We start from the raw sequence: 20,705 nt of genomic DNA, 5'->3' as shown, positions 1-20,705 counted from the left end.
CGGCCGTCCGCCCGTGAGCTGGAAACCTGCTGATGTCTGAAACCCATCCGTCCGCCGAATCCACCGCGCCGGAGGCCGGCGACAACACCGTTGATCAGGCCGTCGCCCAGGGCGGTGCCTATGAAGTCCTGCGCCGCCGCCTGGTCGAGCAGGGCCAACGCCTGCAGTCCCTGGCCGAAACGCTCAATCGCCAGCGCCTGGCCGAATTCGGCGACAGCCGGTTGGAAGTGGCCGGGCGCTTCCGCATCCGCAGCGAGAACAACTGCGTTGGCCGCGACATCGTTCAGGTGGGCCCGGATCGCCTGCTGTTCGGCTACAACGTCTTCATCGGGCTGAAGACCCAGACCCGCATCGAGGATGTATTTGGCCTGTACCGGCTGGTACAGGGCAGCGACGGCTACGATGTCGCCGCGCTGGAGCTGAAGGGCAGCTTCCTCGACCAGCCCGGCTTCGTGCACGACTTCAACGAGCTGTACGCCTACTACAAGCACGCACGCCTGCTGCAGTTGATCGTGGTGGGCGACAAGCTGCTGGCCTCGTTCCAGATCGGTGAACGCAGCAGCGATGTGCGCGTGTTCCGCTGGGCACTGTCGCGCGATGGCGAACTGACCTATCTGGATGCGCGCGGCGAACGCGATATCGCGCTGCCGCCGCCGTTCGACTTCGAATGGACCAGGGCCACGCGCGACCTGGCGGTCAGTGGCCGCCATTCACACCTGAACATCCTCGACACCCTGTTCGTGGAGACCACCGGCGGTGATCTCACCATCAAGGTCGAGAACAACACCGAGACCGGGCAGGGCATCTACAGCGAACCGGTCGAGGACAGCACGCAGTCGCTGGACGACGCCCAGTTCGAATTCGCCCGGGTGGGTTCGCTGGTGCTGCTGAAGGTGCTGCCGTACCGCGAGACGGAGTGGCGCGGCCTGATCTACAACACGCTGACCGGCGGCATCGTGCGCAACGATGCGATCGTGCAGGCCTGCGTGCAGCTGCCCGAAGACCACGGTGTGATCTTCCCCGGCGGCTATTACCTGCAGGGTGGCGAGCACAAGGCGTTTGACGCCTCGATGGCCGGCATGCAGTTCAAGCGCAGCATCCGTTCGCCGAACGGCGAGGACGTGCTGTACATCTTCTATGAGCGCGAAGGTGGGCGCTCGGCACTGTTCGTCTACAACACCATCCAGCGCGTACTGCAGACCCCGGTGTTCGGCCATGGCTACGCCTTCCTGCAGGATGGGCGCATGGTGCTGTTCCACGCTGAAGGCAACGAACCAACCCGCATCCATCCGATGCAGGTCTGGCAGACGCCCTTCAGCAGCGATGAGTTTGCCGCCAGCCGACCGCCCGGCAACACCTTCATGGGCCGCATCGGCAATGCCGAACTGGTGCGCGGCATCTCCAACCTGTTCAACCTGGCACGCGAGATCGACGGCCAGGACGTGTCGGTGCAGCGCTACCAGCGCCTGGTGGCCGATACACGGCGCTTGTTCGATGCCCACCACTGGCTGGGTGATGCGGCCTGTGATGGCGCCGAGGCGCTGCTGCGGCAGATCAGCGCCACCGGCGAATCAGTGCTGGACGAGTACGAGAAAGTGCAGTCGATCCGGCAGCAGTCGGCACAGGCGATGGTCGAGGCCGAGACCGCGCACAAGGCGTTGCTGGGACGGCTGCAGCCGCAGAACTGGAACGAGGTGCAGGCGTTCGTCGAGGCCCTCAACGCAATCACCGCATTGCGTGGACGCCTGTTGACCATCCGTGAGCTGCGCTACATCGACACCGCGCGCATCGAAGTGATGGCGGCCGAGCTGGTGGAAGCGCAGGACCGCGTCGGCGCCGCCACTGGCGAGTTTCTTGCGGACGAAGCCGCGTTGGCGCCGCTGACCACGCGCCTGCAGGTGCTGGATGAAGCGGCACAGCAGGCACAGAGCGCCCGCCAGCTGGACGAGCAGCTGGAAGGGTTGCGTGGCATGGCCGCCGACCTGGACATGCTGTCCGAGCTGATGGCCGGCCTGAAGGTGGACGATGCGACCGCCCGCACCCGCGTGGTCGAGTCGATCTCGGTGCTGTACGGACGTCTCAACCAGGCGCGCGCGCGCGCCGATCAGCGCCGCAGGTCGCTCGGTTCGGCCGAGGCCGTGGCCCAGTTCGCCGCACAGTTCGCGCTGTTCTCACAGTCGATCACCAGCGCGCTGGCGCTGGCGACCGACCCTGAACGCGCCGACGAGCAGTTGTCGCGCCTGCTGGTCCAGCTGGAGGAGCTGGAGAGCCAGTTCGGCGAGCACGAGCAGTTCCTCGGCGACATCCTGAGCAAGCGCGAGGAGCTGGTCGAAGCCTTCGAGACCCACAAGCAGGCGTTGCTGGATGACCGCCAGCGCAAGGCGCGCTCGGTGCTGGATGCGGCCAACCGCATCCTCGACGGCCTGGCCAAGCGCACCGAGCGCTTCGCAACCGCCGATGAGCTCAATGCGTTCTTTGCCGGCGATCCGTTGATCCTCAAGCTGCGCGAACTGGCCGAACGCCTGCGCGCGTTGCATGACAACGTCAAGGCCGACGATATCGAGGCGCGGCTGAAAGGCGTGCGTGACCAGGCGGTGCGCCAGCTGCGCGACCGCAGTGACCTGTACGAAGCCGGCGGCAACGTCGTGCGGCTGGGGCCGCGCCATCGCTTCAGCGTCAACACCCAGGCGCTGGACCTGACCCTGCTGCCGCGTGGTGACACGCTGGCGATCCATCTGACCGGCACCGACTTCCTGGAGACCCTGCACGATCCGGAGCTGGATGCGCTGAAGCCGTTCTGGCCGGTCACCCTGGACTCGGAATCACCTGCGTTGTATCGCGGTGAGTATCTGGCCGGCAGCCTGCTGATGGCCGCGCAGGAGGGGAGCGACGGCCTTGACCTGGCCACGCTGCAGCACGATGTCGCCACGCCCGAAGCACTGGACCAGCGCGTGCGAGCATTCGCCGCACCGCGCTACCGCGAAGGATACGAGCGCGGCATCCATGACCATGATGCCGCGCTGATCCTGCGTGCATTGCTGCCCTTGCAGCAGGCGGCCGGCAGCCTGCGCCATGCACCGCGGGTGCGTGCGCTGGCGCTGCTGTTCTGGGCGGCCGAGCAGCGGCGCGAGGCAGTGGCGCAGTGGCCGGCGCGGCAGGCCGGTGCCGAGGCGCTGGCACGATTGTTCGGGTCCGATGAGGGACGCCAGGCCCTGCGTACGGAGATGGCCGAGGCACTGTTGGCCTACGCGCAGTCCCATGCCTTGCCGTTCGACGCCGATGCCGCTGAGGCTGCAGCCGCCTACCTGGGCGAAGAGCTGGCGGCGGGCGATCCGGTATTCAGCAGCAGCCGCCATGCGGTGGCACTGCTGGAGGCATTGGCGCAGCAGCTGGAGCAGGCAGGGCAGCGCGACACGGTCGAACGCGCCGTGCAGCGCAGCCAGGATCCGCTGGCAACGCGCTGGGCACTGGCCGGGCAATGGCTGCGTGCACTTGCGAGTACGCCCGCGTACGCCATGCATGCCGGATATGTTGATGAAGCGGCAGCGCTGCTGCTGGTGCAACGCCAGCTGCGCACCCGTGCCAGCGATGCAACGTTGCGGGTAGAGGTCAACGGCCTGCTCGGTGAACACGCGCGCATCGGCAACGGCACGCTGGTGGTGTCGCTGGATGACTTCCTGGCACGCCTGCAGCAGCACCTGCGTCACTTCGTGCCGGCGTTCCATGCCTATCAGGCATTGCGCCAGGGCATCATCGGCCGCGAGCGCGAGACCCTGCGTCTGTCCGAGTTCAAGGCGCGGCCGCTGTCCTCGTTCGTACGCAACAAGCTGATCAACGATGTCTACCTGGGCGTGATCGGCGACAACCTGGCCAAGCAGATGGGCACGGTGGGCGAGAACAAGCGCAGCGACCTGATGGGCCTGCTGATGATGATTTCGCCACCAGGCTACGGCAAGACCACGCTGATGGAGTATGTGGCGCACCGGCTCGGTCTGGTTTTCATGAAGATCAACGGGCCGGCGCTGGGCCACGAAGTGCGCTCGCTGGATCCGGCGCAGGCGCCGGACGCGACCTCGCGGCAGGAGCTGGAAAAGCTCAATCTGGCGCTGGAAATGGGCAACAACACCATGCTGTATGTCGACGACATCCAGCACACCCATCCCGAGTTCCTGCAGAAGTTCATTTCGCTGTGCGATGGCACCCGTCGCATCGAAGGCGTGTGGCGCGGCCGCACCCGCACCTACGACATGCGCGGCAAGAAGTTCTGCGTGGTGATGGCCGGCAACCCGTATACCGAGTCCGGCGAGGTGTTCAAGATTCCGGACATGCTGGCCAACCGTGCCGACATCTACAACCTGGGCGACGTGCTCGGTGGCATGGAGGCTGCTTTCACGCTCAGCTACATCGAGAACAGCCTGACTTCCAACCCGGTGCTGGCGCCGCTGGCCACGCGTGACATGGCCGATCTGTACGTGCTGGTCGAGCGTGCGATGGGCAAGGAGGTCTCGACCAATGGCCTCAGCCATGCCTACAGCAGTGCCGAGATCAACGAGATCACCGCCACCCTGCAGCGCATGCTGCGCGTGCGCGACGTGGTCTACCGGGTCAACCAGCAGTACATCGCCAGCGCCGCGCAGGATGACCGCTACCGCACCGAACCGCCGTTCCGGCTGCAGGGCAGCTACCGCAACATGAACAAGCTGGCCGAGAAGATCTCACCGGTGATGAACGAGGACGAGCTGCAGCAGCTGATCTCCGACCACTACCTGGGCGAGGCACAGCTGCTGACCACCGGCGCCGAAGAGAACCTGTTGAAGCTGGCCGAACTGCGCGGCGTACTGGATGACACGCAGGCGCAGCGCTGGGCACAGATCAAGCGCGACTTCCTGCGCAACAAGGCCATGGGTGCCGACGACAGCGATGTCGGTGGGCGCGTGGTTGCACAGTTGGCAGACATCGCCAGCGCGTTGCAGTTGCCACCGCCGACGCCGGAGGCGGCGCCTGTTGCCGTCGCCGACCCTGCGCCGTGGCCGGCGTTGCTCGAGGCGCTGCAGCGGCTCTCCGAAACACGCCCTGCGCCCACCGCGTCGGTGCCGGTTGCGGCCGCTCCCAGTGTGCCGGCCACGGTCCTGGCCGAAGATCTGCAGGCCGGCCTGGCACCTCTGGTCGAACTGCTGGCGGCATCACAGGCGCAGCAGGCACAGGTGTCGCAGACCCTGGCTGCGTTCGCCGGTTGGGCACGGCAGCAGGTCGAGCGCGGCGGGCCCAGTGCCGTGGTGGCGCAGCGTGCACGTGTACGCCGTGCCGCGACGCCGGAGGAGCGGGCTCTGGATGAGGCCCTGATGCGCCACTTCTACGGCGAGTCATTGCCGCCGGAAGACGCTGATGGCCCCTCGGCATCCACGCCGAAGCCGCCGCCGCTGCCGTGACCACGCAGGCGCCACTGCCGTCACCGATGTTGCCGGACACGGCCGATGTCGCCGTGCTGGCCAACTACGGTGCGCCGCTGCTGCAGGTGCTTGCCCAACGCGCCGCCAGGTTGCCGCCGGTTGCGGGCGAAGGCCTGGTGGCCGCGCTGGCGCGCATCGCGCTGGCCCTGCAGGCGGCGAATCCTGCGCAGATCCGGCGACAGGAAGGCTGGTGGGGGCGCCTGCTTGGGCGCGATGTCGACCGCGAGGCGCAAGGGCATGCGCTGCAGTCGCAGCTGGGCGTGCTGGCGCTGCAGGCGCGCGAGCAGGCCCAGCACCTGCAGCAGCACCAGCAGCAGCGGGCCCTGGCCATCGTCGAGCGTGCAGAGGCGGCCACGGCACTGGACGCCTGGGTCGAGGTGGGTGCATCACGGCTGGCGCACTGTGATGCGTCCGGGCATGCCGCGCTGTCGGAGCGGCTGGATCACTTGCGCCGGCTGGCGGCCCTGCATCGCGTCGAGGCCGGTCAATGGCAGCTGCTGCAGGACCAGGACACGCTGCTGCTGCAACGTTTCGCACGCATCCATGATGTCCTGCTGCCCGCCTGGCGACAGGCCACCCTGGCCGACCAGAGCGCCGCAGGCGCTGCATTGGCGGGCAAGGCGGCCACGCTGCACGCCCAGATCGATGACGAGGTTGCGGCCGCTCAGGCTAGACTGCGCTGAATCGGCCGCAGCCGCTTACCCATTTCAAGGAGATCGCCCGATGGTCCAGGACAGTCAGAGCCCCGGCACGCTGGTACAGGCCAACACTGCCGTTTCCACGCTCGACGAGGGCACGCTGAAGGCACTTGGCCTGGTCCACGAGGACCTGCCGCGCATCGCCGAGATCCGCCGTGAGCTGGATGACCTGCGCCCGGGCAACCTGCAGGTGTTCGGTCGCGAAGCGGCCACGCGCACCGCAGCGTTCTCCAGCCAGTTGCTCGAGCAGGTGCGCAATCGTGACCTGGATGCCAGTGGCGAGAAGCTGGGCGAAGTGGTGCGCATCGCGCGCAGCCTGAAGCTTGACGGGTTCGCGCAGCGTTCCAGGGTCCCTCTGATTGGTGGCCTGATTGATCGGTTGCGGGCATCCAAGGGCGAGCTGGTGCAGAAGTTCAGCGACACCAATGCGCAGATCGAGCAGCTGCTGGGAGACGTCGGGGCGCAGCAGGTGCTGATGGGCAAGCGTGTGGGCGAGTTCGACCGCATGCACGATATCGTCCGTGAAGAACGCCACGCTCTGGGGCTGTACGCCGCTGCGGGCAAGCAGCGTCTGGCCGAACTGCAGACCGAGCAGCTGGCGGGGCAGGGCAGTGAGGATCCGCAACAACGCATCCGCCAGAGTGAAGTCGACAACGCGATCCGGCTGATCGAAAAGCGCGTGTCCGACCTGCAGCTGATGCAGCACGCGGCCGATCAGTCGCTGCCGATGATCCGGCTGATCCAGGCCAACGCACTGCAGCTGATCGAAAAATTCAATACGGTGCGCGAGATCACCATCCCGTCGTGGAAGCGCCAGTTCGCCATCCAGCTTTCGCTGGGCGAGCAGAAGGCCGCGGTCGAGCTGTCCACCGCCATCGACGATGCCACCAACGAGCTGATGCGCCGCAATGCCGATCTGCTGCGCCAGGCCTCGGTGGATACCGCGCGCAGCAACCAGCGCGGCGTGATCGACGTCGCCACGCTGCGCCACGTGCACGACCAGTTGATCGCCACGGTCGAGGAAGTGCGCAGCATCCATCGCGAAGGAATGCAGCAGCGGCAGCAGGCCGAAGTCGAGCTGTCGCGCCTGCGCGAAGATCTGCAGCAGCGCCTGGCCACCCCGACCGCCAGCTGAAAAAGGGGACGGAGGGGATTAAGTCGCTTGTGCCACTTGCGACTTGATCCCCTCCGTCCCTTTTTTGTTGTCAGCGCAGTTGCTGGCCCAGCCAGTCGGCCAGCGCATCCACGCGTGCATCTGCCGGTCCGTCCGGCCTCGCCAGCACCCAGAAACCGCCGGTGGCGGCAAACCCCCACGGCGCGACCAGGCGGCCTGCCGCCAGATCCTCGGCCACCAGCGGCTCTGGCGCGATTGCCGGGCCCAGCCCGGCCACCGCGGCTTCCAACAAGTAGTACAGGTGCTCAAAGGCGGTGCCCAGCTGCAGCTTCGACACGTCCAGGTCGTGCGCCTGTGCCCAGGCCGGCCACGCCTGCGGTCGCGAGCTGGTGTGCAGCAGCGTCTCCTGCAGCAGCGCCGAGGGCGATACATGCCGCAGGCGCTGCGCCGCCGGATGCGAGGGGGCCACCACCACGCCAACCCGTTCCGGTGCCAGCTCACGCACCTGCCAGCCCCGGGGCCACGGCCCCTGCGCCAACAGCAGTACTGCATCCAGTGCTGCCTGCGCTTCGGTGAAACTGCCATCCAGCGCCGACCACTGCAGGCGCACACCGGGCAGGGCGGCCTGCAGTGCGGGCAGGCGCGGGATCATCCAGCGCGCCAGTACGCTGCCGCTGCAACCCAGTACCAGTGCCGGGGCCGCCGCCGGCCGCCGCAGTTCGCGCACGCAGTCTTCGATGCCGCCGAAGGCCTCGCTGCACGCTGCCTGCAGGCGCGTGCCCGCAGCGGTCAGGCGCAGACCGCGACCGGCACGCTGGAACAGCGCCAGGCCGAGATGGTCTTCCAGCAGCTTCAGTTGCCGGCTGACCGCGCCGTGGGTGACGTGCAGGTCCTGTGCGGCCCGCCCAACGCCACCAAGGCGGGCAGTGGCCTCGAACGCGCGCAGTGCATTGAGCGGCGGAAGCAGGGAACGACTCATGTGAGATTTCCTGACGATATACGCCAGATAATATCCATTTTCCGGTCACAACCCGTGCGCTAGAGTATCCACCTGTCTCGAATCAGCGGTCGCTTCCATGTCTGCCTCCCCCATTGCCGACTACCACGCCTTCCCGGATGCCCAGGGCCACTTCGGCCGCTACGGCGGCAGTTTCGTTGCCGAAACCCTGGTCGGCCCGCTGCAGGAACTGGCCCAGGCCTATGACCAGGCCCGCCAGGACCCCGCATTCCAGCAGGCCTACGACCGCGACCTGGCCCATTACGTGGGCCGGCCGAGCCCGATCTATCACGCCCAGCGCCTGAGCGATCATGTCGGCGGCGCGCAGATCCTGCTCAAGCGCGAAGACCTGAACCACACCGGCGCGCACAAGATCAACAACACCATCGGCCAGGCCCTGCTGGCCGCGCGGATGGGCAAGACGCGCATCATCGCCGAGACCGGCGCGGGCCAGCACGGCGTGGCCAGTGCCACGGTGGCCGCACGGCTGGGCCTGGAGTGTGTGGTGTACATGGGCGCCACCGATATCGAGCGGCAGAAGATCAACGTCTACCGCATGAAGCTGCTGGGCGCGACGGTGGTACCGGTCACTTCCGGCTCGGCCACCCTGAAGGATGCGCTCAACGAAGCGATGCGCGACTGGGTGACCAACGTGCAGGACACCTTCTACATCATCGGCACCGTGGCTGGACCGGATCCGTACCCGCGCATGGTGCGCGACTTCAACGCCATCGTCGGCCGCGAGGCACGCGAGCAGATGCTGGCCGAGTATGGTCGCCTGCCGGATGCGATCACCGCCTGCGTCGGCGGCGGCAGCAATGCCATCGGCCTGTTCCATGCCTTCCTCAACGATCGCCAGGTCGAGATCGTCGGCGCCGAAGCCGCCGGTGATGGCATCAGCACCGGCCGCCACGCCGCCTCGATTGCTGCCGGCCGCCCCGGCGTGCTGCACGGCAACCGCACCTATGTGCTGTGCGATGACGACGGCCAGATCATCGAGACCCATTCGGTGTCGGCCGGCCTGGACTACCCGGGCGTCGGCCCGGAGCATGCGTTCCTGGCCGATACCGGCCGCGCACGTTACCTCGGCATCACCGACGAGGAAGCGCTGCAGGCCTTCCATCTGCTGGCGCACACCGAAGGCATCCTGCCTGCGCTGGAATCCAGCCATGCGCTGGCCCAGGCGATCAAGCTGGCACGCGAGCGTCCGCGCGACCAGATCGTGTTGTGCAACCTGTCCGGCCGTGGCGACAAGGACGTGCACACCATCGCCGCGCGCGAAGGGCTGGTGCTGTGAGCGCGCTGCTGCGCAATAGTGGCGTGCTGCTGCTGGCGCTGGGGTTGGCTGCATGCCAGCCGCCGGAGCCGCCGGTGCTGGCACCGGCCGCCAAGGCCACCACGCAGCCGGCACAGCAGCCGGCCGCCAATGATGATCTGGACCCGATGGCGCGTACGCCCATCGTCGATCCGCCGTCTCTGGAAGGCGCGGACAGCGCCGACGTGCCTGCAGTGGCTTCGGTGGCGCTGGACCATGCCGGCGAGGTCCTGATCGGCCAGCATATGGCGGACCTGAAGGCACTTGGGCCCTGGACCGCACAAGGCGCGGTTGAAGCCATCGGCGGCAGTTGCGAGTACTACGACGGCAAGGAGCTGCCGCCCGGCGTATCGATGATGACCGATGAAGATCGCGTCGTCCGTTTCGATCTCGGCCTGGATCCGCAGAGCGGGGCGCCGACCCAGCAGCCCGGTCCATTCGGCCTGCGTGTCGGCATGACCCGTGCCCAGGCCATGGCCCAGTTCCCGAAGCCGCCGGTGTCCAGCCCGCACGCCTACGACGGTGATCAGGGCGAGTACCTCACCTGGCAGGACCCGGGTTCGGACCTGGGTATCCGCGTGGAACTGTTTGAAGGAAAGGTCATCCAGATGTACTGGGGGACCAGCGATGCGATTGAACTGATTGAAGGATGTGCCTGAAATGTCCGTATCCCGACTCGATGCCTGTTTCCAGCGACTGCGCGACCAGCAGCGCAAGGCGCTGATTCCCTTCATTACCGCCGGTGATCCCTCACTGGAGGCCACCGTGCCGGTCATGCACGCGCTGGTCGATGCCGGTGCCGACGTGATCGAACTGGGCGTTCCGTTCTCCGACCCGATGGCCGATGGACCGACCATCCAGCGCAGCTCCGAGCGCGCGCTGGCACGCGGGGCCGGCGGCCGCTATGTGCTGCAGGCCGTGGCGCAGTTCCGCGAGCGTGATGCGCAGACGCCGGTGGTACTGATGGGCTACCTGAACCCGGTGGAGATCCACGGTTACGCGGCCTTCGCCAAGGCCGCCGTCGACGCCGGCGTGGACGGCGTGCTGCTGGTCGACCTGCCGCCGGAAGAAGCGGGCGAGGCGCTGCAGGCATTCGATGCGGCGGGCCTGGCGCTGGTCCTGCTGGCGTCACCGACCACCAGCGAAGCACGTGCCGACAAGCTGCTGGCGCTGGCCCGTGGCTACCTCTACTACGTCAGCTTTGCCGGTGTCACCGGCGCGTCCGAGCGCCTGGACAGCGATGCCGCCAGTGCCCGCCTGCAGGCGTTGCGCGCGCGTGCTTCAGTGCCGGTGGTGGCGGGCTTCGGCATCAAGGATGCCGACAGTGCCGCAGCCATGGCCCGCCAGGCCGACGGCGTGGTGGTGGGCAGCGCGCTGGTGGCGGCGCTGGCCGAAGCGGGCTCGGCTGAAGAGGCCGCGCAGCGCGCTCGAACCTTCCTGGCTCCGCTGCGGCAGGCGCTGGACGCGTAACAGGACTGCCGGCCGCTGGCCGGCATCCTCCTCCATACCCGCCTGCGCGCAGGGGCTGCTGGCCAGCGGCCGGCACTTCCCCGCACCTAAACGTACGTCCCAGCATGGTTTTTTCCGGCTGCCCTGCGGCTGGCAAGGGGGTGCACGGGCGGCGAAAGCGGAGCTAGACTGTCCGCCTTTGCGGCCCCTGGGCCGCCCTGAACGGAAGTGTCCTCCCGCATGAGTTGGCTCAGCAAGTTGATGCCGTCCGGCATCCGCACCGACAACACCCCCAGCAAGAAGCGCAGTGTCCCCGAGGGCCTGTGGGAAAAGTGCAGCAACTGCGGCAGCGCGTTGTACCGTCCGGAACTGGAAGAGAACCTGGAAGTCTGCCCGAAGTGCGGCCATCACATGGCGATCCGTGCGCGTGCGCGCCTGGCCGCCTTGTTCGACGCCGACAGCACCACCGAGATCGGTGCGCGCCTGGGCCCGACCGACCTGCTCAAGTTCAAGGACCAGAAGAAGTACAGCGAGCGCATCAAGATCGCGCAGAAGAACACCGGCGAGTATGACGCGCTGATTGCCATGCGAGGCCTGCTCAAGGGCCGTGCGCTGGTGGCATCGTCGTTCGACTTCGCCTTCATGGGCGGCTCGATGGGCTCGGTGGTCGGCGAGCGTTTCGCACTGGCTGCGGAAACCGCGGTCGAGATCGGTGCGCCCTATGTGTGCTTCTCGCAGAGCGGCGGTGCGCGCATGCAGGAAGGCCTGTTCTCGCTGATGCAGATGGCCAAGACCTCGGCTGCGCTGGGCAAGCTGCGCGAAGCCGGCCTGCCGTATATCTCGGTGCTGACCCATCCGACCACCGGTGGCGTGTCGGCCTCCTTCGCGATGCTGGGCGACATCAACATCGCCGAGCCGCAGGCGCTGATCGGCTTCGCCGGCCCGCGCGTGATCGAGCAGACCGTGCGCGAGAAGCTGCCGGAAGGCTTCCAGCGCTCGGAGTTCCTGCTGGAGCACGGTGCCATCGACCAGATCTGCGACCGCCGCGAAATGCGCGATCGCCTGTCCGATCTGCTGGCGATGCTGGGCCGTCAGCCGGCGCCGGAGGTGGCTTGATGGGAGGCCGCAAGTACTTCGGTACTGATGGCATCCGTGGGCGGGTCGGCCAGGGCGTGATCTCGGCCGATTTCGTGCTGCGCCTGGGCAACGCCCTGGGCCGTGTCCTGGTCGCCCAGCGCGGCCAGGACGGGCGCCGGCCGATCGTGGTGATCGGCAAGGACACCCGCATTTCCGGTTACATGTTCGAAGCGGCACTGGAAGCCGGCCTGGTCGCCGCAGGTGCCGACGTGCAACTGCTGGGCCCGATGCCGACCCCGGCGGTGGCATTCCTGACCCGTACGCTCGGTGTGGATGCCGGCATCGTCATCAGTGCCTCGCACAACCCGCACTACGACAACGGCATCAAGTTCTTCTCCGCCCAGGGCGAGAAGCTCGATGATGCGACCGAGCTGGCCCTGGAAGCGGCGCTGGACGTCCCGTTCACCACCGCCGAATCGGAGAAGCTGGGCAAGGCGTCGCGCGCGCGTGAAGCGGTGGGACGTTACATCGAGTTCTGCAAGGCCAGCGTGCCGCGCGCGTTCGACCTGCGTGGCGTGCGCCTGGTGCTGGATTGCGCGCACGGTGCCACCTACCAGATCGCACCGCTGCTGTTCCGCGAACTGGGCGCCGAGGTGATCGGCATTGGTGCCGAGCCCAACGGCGTCAACATCAATGCCGGCGTGGGGTCCACCCATATCGACAACCTGGCGGCCAAGGTCCGCGAGACCCGGGCCGATCTGGGCATCGCCTTCGATGGCGATGGTGACCGCGTGTTGATGGCTGATGACCAGGGCAACCCGGTCGACGGCGATGACCTGCTGTACATCCTGGCCCGCGCATGGAAGGACGAAGGCCGCCTGCGCGGCCCGGTGGTCGGCACGCTGATGAGCAACTACGGCGTCGAGAAGGCATTTGCCGACCTGCAGATTCCGTTCGTGCGCAGCAATGTCGGCGATCGTTACGTGCACCAGGCGCTGATCGAAGGCGGCGGGGTGCTCGGCGGTGAAGCCTCCGGCCATCTGCTGTGCCTGGACCGGGCCACCACCGGCGACGGCATCGTCAGTGCCCTGCAGGTGCTGGTGGCGCTGCGCAACAGCGGGCAGACCCTGCGCCAGGCACTGAAGGGACTGGTGCGGGTGCCGCAGAAGACGGTCAACGTGCGGCTGGGCAATGTCTCGGCCAAGGCCACGGTGCAGGCCGACAGCGTGCAGGCCGCGCTGGCTGTCGCGCAGCAGTCGGTGGCCGGCCGTGGCCGTGCGTTCCTGCGCCCGTCCGGTACCGAGCCGGTGGTGCGGGTCACGGTCGAGGCCGATGATGCAACGCTGATGCAGGATACGCTGGACCGCCTGTCCGCTGCGGTGCGCGAAGCCGCCAGTTGAAGCGCCTGCTCGTCGGTGCAAAAAAACGCCCCGGAATTCCGGGGCGTTTTCTTTCTGCGGGCCGGGCCTGGTCGCGCCTACGGCCCCGGTACCATCTTCTTCTGGCGCGCCTTGAAACCATTGAACAGTGGCGCGATCAGGGGGTTGTAGCTCTGGGCTATGCGCTTGCGCAACCAGCTCGCCGGGCGGTTGCGGATCGCGAAGCGGTAGATGCGTTCCGGATCGCCGCCCACCACGTTGCGGCCGAACGGGTGGGTGGTGTGCAGGTAGCGGAAGCCGTGCTCGCGTGCCACCTCGATGTGGTCCTGGTCGAAATCGCCGTAGGGCCAGCACAGCGTATCGGACACCTCGCCGAGCTTGTCCTGCAGGACTTCGCGTGAGACTGCCAGATCGTGGCTCAGGCCGGCACGGCGCTGTGCGCGGTCCAGGTCGTTGCGGCGCAGCCAACGGGTGTGGGTATGGGTGTGGCAATGCACTTCGAAGGTGCCGGCGGCGATGGCCGCGCGCGCTTCACTCCAGCGCATCATCACGTCGTCGCTGCGGTTCTGCTCGTAGATCGCCGCTTCGCAGCCGCGATGGTCCGGCGTGGCAGGCAACGTTGCCCCGGCAAGCCCGGCGTGGGGCCGCTCCGGGCCTTCGCCCATCCAGCCGGTGACCACGAACACCACCGCGTGCATGCCGTACTTCTGCAGGATCGGGTGCGCATACACCCAGTTGTCCAGGTAGCCATCGTCGAAGGTGATCACGATCGACTTGCGCGGCACCGGCTTGCCGGCCAGGAAACCGGCGTACTGGTCCAGTGTCAGCGAGGTCCAGCCGTTGCCGGCCAACCATGCGATCTGGCTCTCGAAATTCTCCGGCGACACGGTGATCATGCCCGGCGACGGACTGACGTGGTGGTGCATCAGCACCGGTACGGTTCGGGCATCAGCCATGTCCCAGCTCCTTCAGCCACTGGTGGTAATAGTGTTCGGTGGTCTCACCGTGGCCGTCGGGAGTGAACCGGTGCGCGCTGCGCATCCAGTCCCAGCCGGCGCGGCCCATCTGCCGCCGCCGGTCCGGATCGTCCACCAGCAGGCGCAGGGCGCCTGTCAGGGCAGCATTGTCGCCCAGCCGGGTGAGGATCGCATTGCTGCCATCCACCACCATCTCCGGCACGCCGCCTACGCGTGTGGCCACGATCGGCACCCCGACATAGGCGGCCTCCAGGAAGACGGTACCGGCCGCTTCCTTGTGCGAAGCCAGCGCGAAGATGTCGAAGCCGGCCATAAGCCGGCATGCGCCATCGCGGTAGCCGAGCAGATGGACCTGCTGCTGCAGTCCGTGCTCGTCGCGCAGCGCCTGCAGCCGATCCATGACCGGCTGGCCATCGCCGACCACCACCAGGTGCAGGTTCGGGTGCGTCTTGCACAGCGGCACCATCGCCTGCAGCAGGTCGGCATGGCCCTTGGGTTCGCGCAGCACCGCCACGCAACCGACCACGATGTCCTGTTCGCCGAAGCCAAGCTCGGCGCGCACTTCCGCGCGCACCTGCTGCAGGCCTTGCCAGGGATCGTCCTTGCGGATCTCGCTCCAGCGCGGCGGGACCGCGATGGGCGGTACGATGCCGATGTATTCGGCCGGAATGCCGCGCTCGGCCAGCAACTGCTTGACGAAGCTGCTGACGGTCAGCACCCGGTGCGGCAGGCCGGTATAGGTCAGCAGCGAGTTGACCGGGCTCATCAGGTGGCGCGAGCGCACCACCAGCGGCGTGCCGCCCAGGCGTGCGCCGGCGGCGGCGATCAGCGCGTCACGGCGGCTGGTGGTGTTGACCACGTCATAGCGTTCGCGGCGCACCAGGCGCGAGACCGACCAGATGCCGCGCAACAGGCGCAGCAGGCCACCCATGCGCAGGGTATGCACGGTGAAACCATCATCGCGTGCCAGCTGGGCCAATCGCGCTTCGGGCTGGCACAGCAGCGCCACCTCGTGGCCGCGCGCGCGCATCGCCTGCATGTGGCGGAAGATGTAGATCTCCTGCCCACCCATTCCCTTGGCGGCTTCGGTGTGCAGGATGCGCAGCGGACGGTTCATGCAGGATCGATCCTTGAGGGTCAGCGGTTGCGGAAGCGGGTCAGCGCTTCCCATGCGGTACGGACGGCGGCGGCATCCGGGGCCTGCTGCGGCAGTGGGCGATAGTGCAGGTCCAGCGAGGTCGCGTTGCCGAACTTGTCGAACACGTAGATGGCGTTGCCGTGGCGGACGGCGCGTTGCGACCAGCTTTCCACCACCAGCGCGCGCTCGCCCGCAGGTTCGGCCAGCAGGTCCTGGCCGGTACTGAAATCGGTCAGCGCGTTCTCGCAGCCCAGTGCGTGGCGCATCAGGGTAGGCACCCAGTCCTCGTGCGAACTGACGCGCGTTTCATGGGCATTGCCCTTGCCAGGCCAGTGCAGGACGAACGGCACCTGCAGCTGGTAGTCGGAGAAGTTGCCGTTGTGGCCCCAGTAGTTCAGCTTGAGGTCGTTGAATTCCTCGGCATGGTCGCCGGTGACCAGCACGATCGTGTCCTGGTCCAGGCCCTGAGCGCGCAGGTCGTCCAGCAGCGTGCCGACCAGGCTGTCGGCGTAGTGCACGGCGGTCCGATACCTGTTCCGTTCCGGGGTCGGGTCGTGGTCCGGGCCGAACTTCAGGAAGTCGATTTCACTGGCCATCGGGGTCGCCAGCGGCGGGTAACCCGGGGGCATGTGGTAGGGCGCATGGGTAGAATCGAGGAAGACGAAGCCGAACCACGGCCTGTGCGCGGCCTGGCTGGTCCGGATGTCTTTCCGCAGCGCGTCGACGATGCTGCGGTCGCGTCCTTCAGAACCCAGCTGGGCAGGCCCCTGGTGCAGCTGGTCGCGAACATCGGCGAACGCAGTGCGGTCGAATTCGGGGCTGTACATCGGCGCACTGCCGTACAGATGCAGGTCGTAACCCTGCTGGCCCAGTACCTTGAATAGCTGCGAGCCGCGCTGCTCGTCAAGCATGCTTTGCCAGTAGCCGCCCGGCAGGCCGTAGAGCAGGCCGAACAGGCCATAGCGGGTGGCGTTGCCGGTGCTGAAATGGCGGTCGTAGACACGAGCGGAAGCCGCCAGCGCCGAGGTGTTCGGCATGATCTGCGGGGTGAGGGCGTCGTGGCGCAGTGATTCCAGCACCACCATCAGCACGTTGGGCCGTTGCGGACTCTGGCAGCGCAGCGGCTGCAGCGGATACAGCAGCTGCGCATGGCGAGGATCGGGCAGGCCGACCTGCTGCTCGCTGACCACGCCCAGCTTGCGCATGAAGCTCTTGGCGGTGATCGGCTGCGCCCAGGGCAGGTAGTTCCACTGGGCGATCACGTCACGGTCGCCGCGCGCGTCGTAGTAGGCGGTGGCCACCTGGCCGCCGGCCATCAGCAGGACGGCCGCCGTCCAGGCCTGCAGTACCCGGTGCCGGCGCGGCGCGGCAGGCAGCAGTTTCCAGCAGGCCCAGGCCAGGATGCCTTCGGCAGTGAAGATCGCCGCGACCAGCAGGCCGACCTGCACCCAGGTCTTCCACGACAACGCGACCTGGTCCTGCAGCGCGCCGCCGAACACCATGTTCACGACCATGGCATTGAGGTGGAAGCGATACAGGGTGAAGATCTTGGCATCGACCAGCAGCAGGCAGAGCCACAGGCCCTGCAGCAACACCGCGCTGATGCTCAGCGTGCGCGCACTGCGCTGCCACAGGCCCAGCAGCAGCGGCAGCACACCGGCCAGTGCACCGAAGGCGAGCAGGTGGCCGGGCAGGGCGACTGCCAGATAGGCCAGGCCCTGGCTGCCGCCCGGGTTGTCACGCAGCGGCACGTTGCCGAGGGTGATCATCGTCGCCAGAAGTACATTGCCCATGACGAACAGCGACCACCATGCGAGCCTGCGCCAGAGGCGGGCAGGGCCTGCGGGGGAGGTGGCGATGGGGGCTGGAGCTATGGGCATGATGCGGGCGGGTTGAGACGGCGCGGAAGGGCGGCGCGGCAGCAACGTAAGGATTCGTTAAATGTGCGCGGGTCGCGCATTGTATCGGTTTGTTTCGTTGCATCGAGTCGCGTTCGCCGGACGATCTGTCACAATGTTCAGGCGGGCCATGAATGCGCAGGCCCCCCAGACCCAACGACAAGCCAGGAACCGCTGTGAGCCAGATCCCCACCCTCGACATCACCCGTTTCGACAGCGACCGCGAGGCCTTCGTGGCCGAGCTGGGCGCGGCCTACCGCCAATGGGGATTCGCGGGCATCCGCAACCACGGCATCCCGCAGGCCGACATCGACGCGGCCTACGATGCCTTCAAGGCCTTCTTCGCCCTGCCGGAAGAGGTCAAGCGCAAGTACCACGTGGCCGGCAGCGGCGGCGCCCGCGGCTACACCCCGTTCGGGGTGGAGACCGCCAAGGGCTCCAAGCATTTCGACCTGAAGGAGTTCTGGCACATCGGCCGTGAAATCGCCGATGACTCCAAGTACCGCGAGGTGATGGCGCCGAACCTGTGGCCGACCGAGGTCGAGGGCTTCCGTGAGCGCGGTTACGGGCTGTACCAGGCGCTGGACAACCTGGGTTCGCGCGTGCTGTCGGCGCTGGCCCTGCACATCGGCCTGCCGGAGGACTTCTTCGCCGACAAGACCAACTTCGGCAATTCGATCCTGCGCCCGATCCACTACCCGCCGATCACCACCGACGACATCCCGAACGTGCGTGCCGGTGCCCATGGCGATATCAACTTCATCACTCTGCTGGTCGGCGCCAGTGCCGCGGGCCTCGAAGTGCAATCGCATGAAGGCGAGTGGGTGCCGTTTACGTCAGACGCGGACACGATCGTGGTCAACATCGGCGACATGCTGCAGCGCCTGACCAACCACGTGTATCCGTCGACGATCCATCGCGTCGTCAATCCTCCGGGTGAACTGGCGCGCCAGCCGCGCTACTCGGTGCCGTTCTTCCTGCACCCGAACCCGGACTTCCTGATCGACGTGCTGCCGTCCTGCATCACCCCGGAGAACCCGAGCCGGTATCCGGAGCCGATCACCGCCCACGGCTTCCTCGAGGAACGCCTGCGCGAGATCAAGCTGAAGTAATGAGTGAGAAGGCCGCCGAAAGGCGGCCTTTTTCTTTGCAGGGTTGCACCCTGCACCCGCAGAGGCCGAAGCCAAAGCCAAAGCGGCTCTGGGGTTTCCGTGGAGAGGCGGGGAGGTGTCGGATGGCGGGGACGCCGTAAACCCATCCCTGGGGGCTTGGCCGCGGCATCCATGCCGCGGACACCCCGCCATCCGACACCTCCCCGCCTTCGACAGTTTCCCGGTGACGGTGGGTAAATCGCGATTCCCGGTAGGTGTCGACCTTGGTCGACACGATTTCACGCCATGCGTGGATGAGATCTGTCAGGTATCGAGGGAGGGTAGGGGGCCGGCTTCTGCTTCTGCTCTTCTTTTTTCTTTCCGTGGCGGGCGGAACCGCCGGACTGTGTCAGAGGCCGGGCGGGTGGGGCTGCGCAGGGGCGTGAGCCGCATGGATGCGGCGATCGAGCTTACATGGACGTACTTGCAGCGCCCCCTGCGCAGTCCCACCCGCCCGGCCAAGCCCCAGATCTAGCCGGGCTCTCCGCGACCAACCCAACCCCGACCCCCGCCACGAGGGGCTGCGCCGTTGGCTGAAAATCCATGTAACCGCTTACAAGGAAACGGATTTTTGCCGTAACAGGTATCATGACCGGCTGACTTCACACAGGAGCCACCCGCTCATGCGCCGCAAGATCGTCGCCGGAAACTGGAAGCTGCATGGCAGCCGTCAATTCGCCAATGAACTGCTGGGGCAGGTCGCCGCTGGGCTGCCGCTGGACGGCGTGGACGTGGTGATCCTGCCGCCGCTGCCGTACCTGGGTGAGCTGGTCGAGGACTTCGGCGAGACCGGCCTGGCCTTTGGCGCGCAGGACGTAAGCAGCAACGAGAAGGGTGCCTATACCGGCGAGGTCTGCGCGGCCATGCTGGTCGAGGTCGGGGCCCGCTATGGCCTGGTCGGCCATTCCGAGCGCCGCCAGTACCACCATGAAAGCAGTGAACTGGTCGCGCGCAAGTTCGCCGCCGCCCAGCACGCCGGTCTGCTGCCGGTGCTGTGCGTGGGCGAGACCCTGGAACAGCGCGAGGCCGGGCAGACCGAAGCGGTCATCGCCAGCCAGCTGGCGCCGGTGCTGGAGCGGGTCGGTGCAGCCGGCTTCGCCAGGGCCGTGGTCGCCTACGAGCCGGTCTGGGCCATCGGTACCGGCCGTACCGCTACAAAGGAGCAGGCACAGCAGGTGCACGCGTTCATCCGTGGCGAAGTCGCGCGTATCGATGCTAGAATCGCTGATTCACTGCCCATTGTTTACGGCGGTAGCGTGAAGCCCGACAATGCCGGGGAACTGTTCGCGCAGCCGGATGTCGATGGTGGGCTGGTCGGCGGCGCCTCCCTGGTGGCCGCGGACTTCCTGGCCATCGCACGGGCGGCGGCCGCGAACTAATCCTAGAAGTTTTGTCCGAGGGCGGTTTCCAATGCTGATGTTGATCCTCAATGTCGTCTACGTGCTGGTCGCTGTGGCCATGATCGCGCTGATCCTGATGCAGCGTGGCTCGGGTGCGGCGGCGGGTTCGGGCTTTGGTGCCGGTGCCTCGGGCACGGTGTTCGGTGCGCGCGGCGCCTCGAACTTCCTGTCCAAGTCGACCAAGTGGCTGGCTGTCGTGTTCTTTGGCATCAGCCTCTTCATGGCCTGGTATGCCGGTCATGGCACCCGTCCGGCGGCCGACCAGGATCTGGGCCTGATGTCCGCCCCGGCGGCGACTGCTCCGGCGGCCCCGGCGGGCGAACTGCCGGCCGTTCCGAAGGCCGATGCGGTCCCGGCCGCCCCGGTTCCGGCCGCGAATGTGCCGGCTAAGGCGGAATCTTCGGTTTCTGGTGAAGAAAAGCCTTCGGAAGGCTCCCAGAAAGACTGAAGCCGGTTACAATACGCGGCGCATCGGGAAGATAGTCTGATGTGATCGTTTGCCCAGGTGGCGGAATTGGTAGACGCACTACCTTGAGGTGGTAGCGACGCAAGTCGTAGGGGTTCGAGTCCCCTCTTGGGCACCATTTGTAAGTAAAGCGGGTTCGTCTGGCGCGCAAGGCGCCAGGCAGATTCCCGTCCACTCCCCCATGCCAAAGCGCCTG

At 67.0% G+C, this 20,705-nt stretch carries 15 protein-coding genes and 1 tRNA gene; 12 read left to right on the top strand and 4 right to left on the bottom strand.

Going from position 1 to position 20,705, the window contains the following annotated elements; all coding sequences use genetic code 11:
• Positions 1-32 precede the first annotated feature (32 nt).
• The 3 genes from R1H25_RS10300 to R1H25_RS10290 are packed head-to-tail and all read left to right on the top strand — an operon-like array spanning position 33 to position 7,283.
• Positions 33-5,429 (top strand): DNA repair ATPase, encoded by a 5,397-nt coding sequence (locus R1H25_RS10300; protein WP_317223520.1) that lies wholly within the window; start codon positions 33-35, stop codon positions 5,427-5,429.
• A gap of 26 nt (positions 5,430-5,455) precedes the next feature.
• A complete protein-coding gene (locus R1H25_RS10295) occupies positions 5,456-6,133 on the top strand; it encodes a hypothetical protein (RefSeq protein ID WP_219630039.1) in 678 nt (225 codons plus the stop codon).
• Between the two features lie 40 nt (positions 6,134-6,173).
• A complete protein-coding gene (locus R1H25_RS10290; RefSeq protein WP_317223519.1) occupies positions 6,174-7,283 on the top strand; it encodes a toxic anion resistance protein in 1,110 nt (369 codons plus the stop codon).
• Between the two features lie 70 nt (positions 7,284-7,353).
• On the opposite strand, the gene R1H25_RS10285 is transcribed toward R1H25_RS10290, so the two are convergent.
• Entirely contained in the window at positions 7,354-8,241 is an 888-nt protein-coding gene (locus tag R1H25_RS10285; RefSeq protein ID WP_049447689.1) for a LysR family transcriptional regulator, read from the bottom strand.
• 97 nt (positions 8,242-8,338) lie between these two features.
• Here R1H25_RS10285 and trpB point away from each other — a divergent pair, with 97 nt between their 5' ends.
• The 5 genes from trpB (at position 8,339) to glmM (ending at position 13,500) form a co-directional block, all read left to right on the top strand.
• Positions 8,339-9,556: a tryptophan synthase subunit beta gene (gene trpB / locus R1H25_RS10280; protein ID WP_049447688.1), complete on the top strand. Its 1,218-nt coding sequence runs from the start codon at positions 8,339-8,341 to the stop codon at positions 9,554-9,556.
• A complete protein-coding gene (locus tag R1H25_RS10275) occupies positions 9,553-10,233 on the top strand; it encodes a hypothetical protein (RefSeq protein WP_164158649.1) in 681 nt (226 codons plus the stop codon). The genes trpB and R1H25_RS10275 overlap by 4 nt, the downstream gene beginning before the upstream one ends.
• A 1-nt stretch (position 10,234) precedes the next feature.
• Complete coding sequence (gene trpA, locus R1H25_RS10270) at positions 10,235-11,044, top strand: tryptophan synthase subunit alpha (RefSeq protein ID WP_088479898.1); 810 nt, start codon at positions 10,235-10,237, stop codon at positions 11,042-11,044.
• 219 nt (positions 11,045-11,263) lie between these two features.
• Entirely contained in the window at positions 11,264-12,139 is an 876-nt protein-coding gene (accD, locus tag R1H25_RS10265; protein ID WP_005410473.1) for an acetyl-CoA carboxylase, carboxyltransferase subunit beta, read from the top strand.
• Positions 12,139-13,500 (top strand): phosphoglucosamine mutase, encoded by a 1,362-nt coding sequence (gene glmM / locus R1H25_RS10260; protein WP_057501246.1) that lies wholly within the window; start codon positions 12,139-12,141, stop codon positions 13,498-13,500. Before accD ends, glmM begins: the two co-directional genes overlap by 1 nt.
• A 77-nt stretch (positions 13,501-13,577) precedes the next feature.
• On the opposite strand, the gene R1H25_RS10255 is transcribed toward glmM, so the two are convergent.
• From R1H25_RS10255 to R1H25_RS10245, 3 genes are read right to left on the bottom strand one after another with little or no spacing between them, the layout of a single operon-like run.
• Positions 13,578-14,435: a polysaccharide deacetylase family protein gene (locus R1H25_RS10255; protein ID WP_049447683.1), complete on the bottom strand. Its 858-nt coding sequence runs from the start codon at positions 14,433-14,435 to the stop codon at positions 13,578-13,580.
• Positions 14,428-15,573, bottom strand: coding sequence for a glycosyltransferase family 4 protein (locus R1H25_RS10250; protein ID WP_317223518.1), 1,146 nt, complete (start codon positions 15,571-15,573; stop codon positions 14,428-14,430). Before R1H25_RS10250 ends, R1H25_RS10255 begins: the two co-directional genes overlap by 8 nt.
• A 20-nt stretch (positions 15,574-15,593) precedes the next feature.
• Positions 15,594-17,474, bottom strand: a complete 1,881-nt coding sequence (locus R1H25_RS10245; protein ID WP_049447681.1) for a DUF3413 domain-containing protein — start codon at positions 17,472-17,474, stop codon at positions 15,594-15,596.
• 152 nt (positions 17,475-17,626) lie between these two features.
• Between R1H25_RS10245 and R1H25_RS10240 the strand changes: the two genes are divergently transcribed.
• From R1H25_RS10240 to R1H25_RS10225, 4 genes are all read left to right on the top strand, one after another.
• Positions 17,627-18,604 (top strand): 2-oxoglutarate and iron-dependent oxygenase domain-containing protein, encoded by a 978-nt coding sequence (locus R1H25_RS10240; RefSeq protein ID WP_317223517.1) that lies wholly within the window; start codon positions 17,627-17,629, stop codon positions 18,602-18,604.
• A 662-nt stretch (positions 18,605-19,266) separates the two neighbouring features.
• A complete protein-coding gene (gene tpiA, locus R1H25_RS10235) occupies positions 19,267-20,022 on the top strand; it encodes a triose-phosphate isomerase (protein ID WP_317223516.1) in 756 nt (251 codons plus the stop codon).
• 31 nt (positions 20,023-20,053) lie between these two features.
• Positions 20,054-20,491 carry a preprotein translocase subunit SecG gene (gene secG, locus R1H25_RS10230; protein WP_014037951.1) on the top strand — a complete coding sequence of 146 codons (438 nt, stop codon included), beginning with the start codon at positions 20,054-20,056 and terminating at the stop codon, positions 20,489-20,491.
• Between the two features lie 51 nt (positions 20,492-20,542).
• Positions 20,543-20,627 (top strand) — tRNA-Leu (locus R1H25_RS10225).
• Positions 20,628-20,705 lie beyond the last annotated feature (78 nt).

This window comes from Stenotrophomonas veracruzanensis (genome assembly GCF_032911525.1).
In the GTDB taxonomy this organism is placed as follows: Bacteria; Pseudomonadota; Gammaproteobacteria; order Xanthomonadales; family Xanthomonadaceae; genus Stenotrophomonas; species Stenotrophomonas africana.
This window is presented reverse-complemented; position numbering and strand designations above follow the sequence as displayed.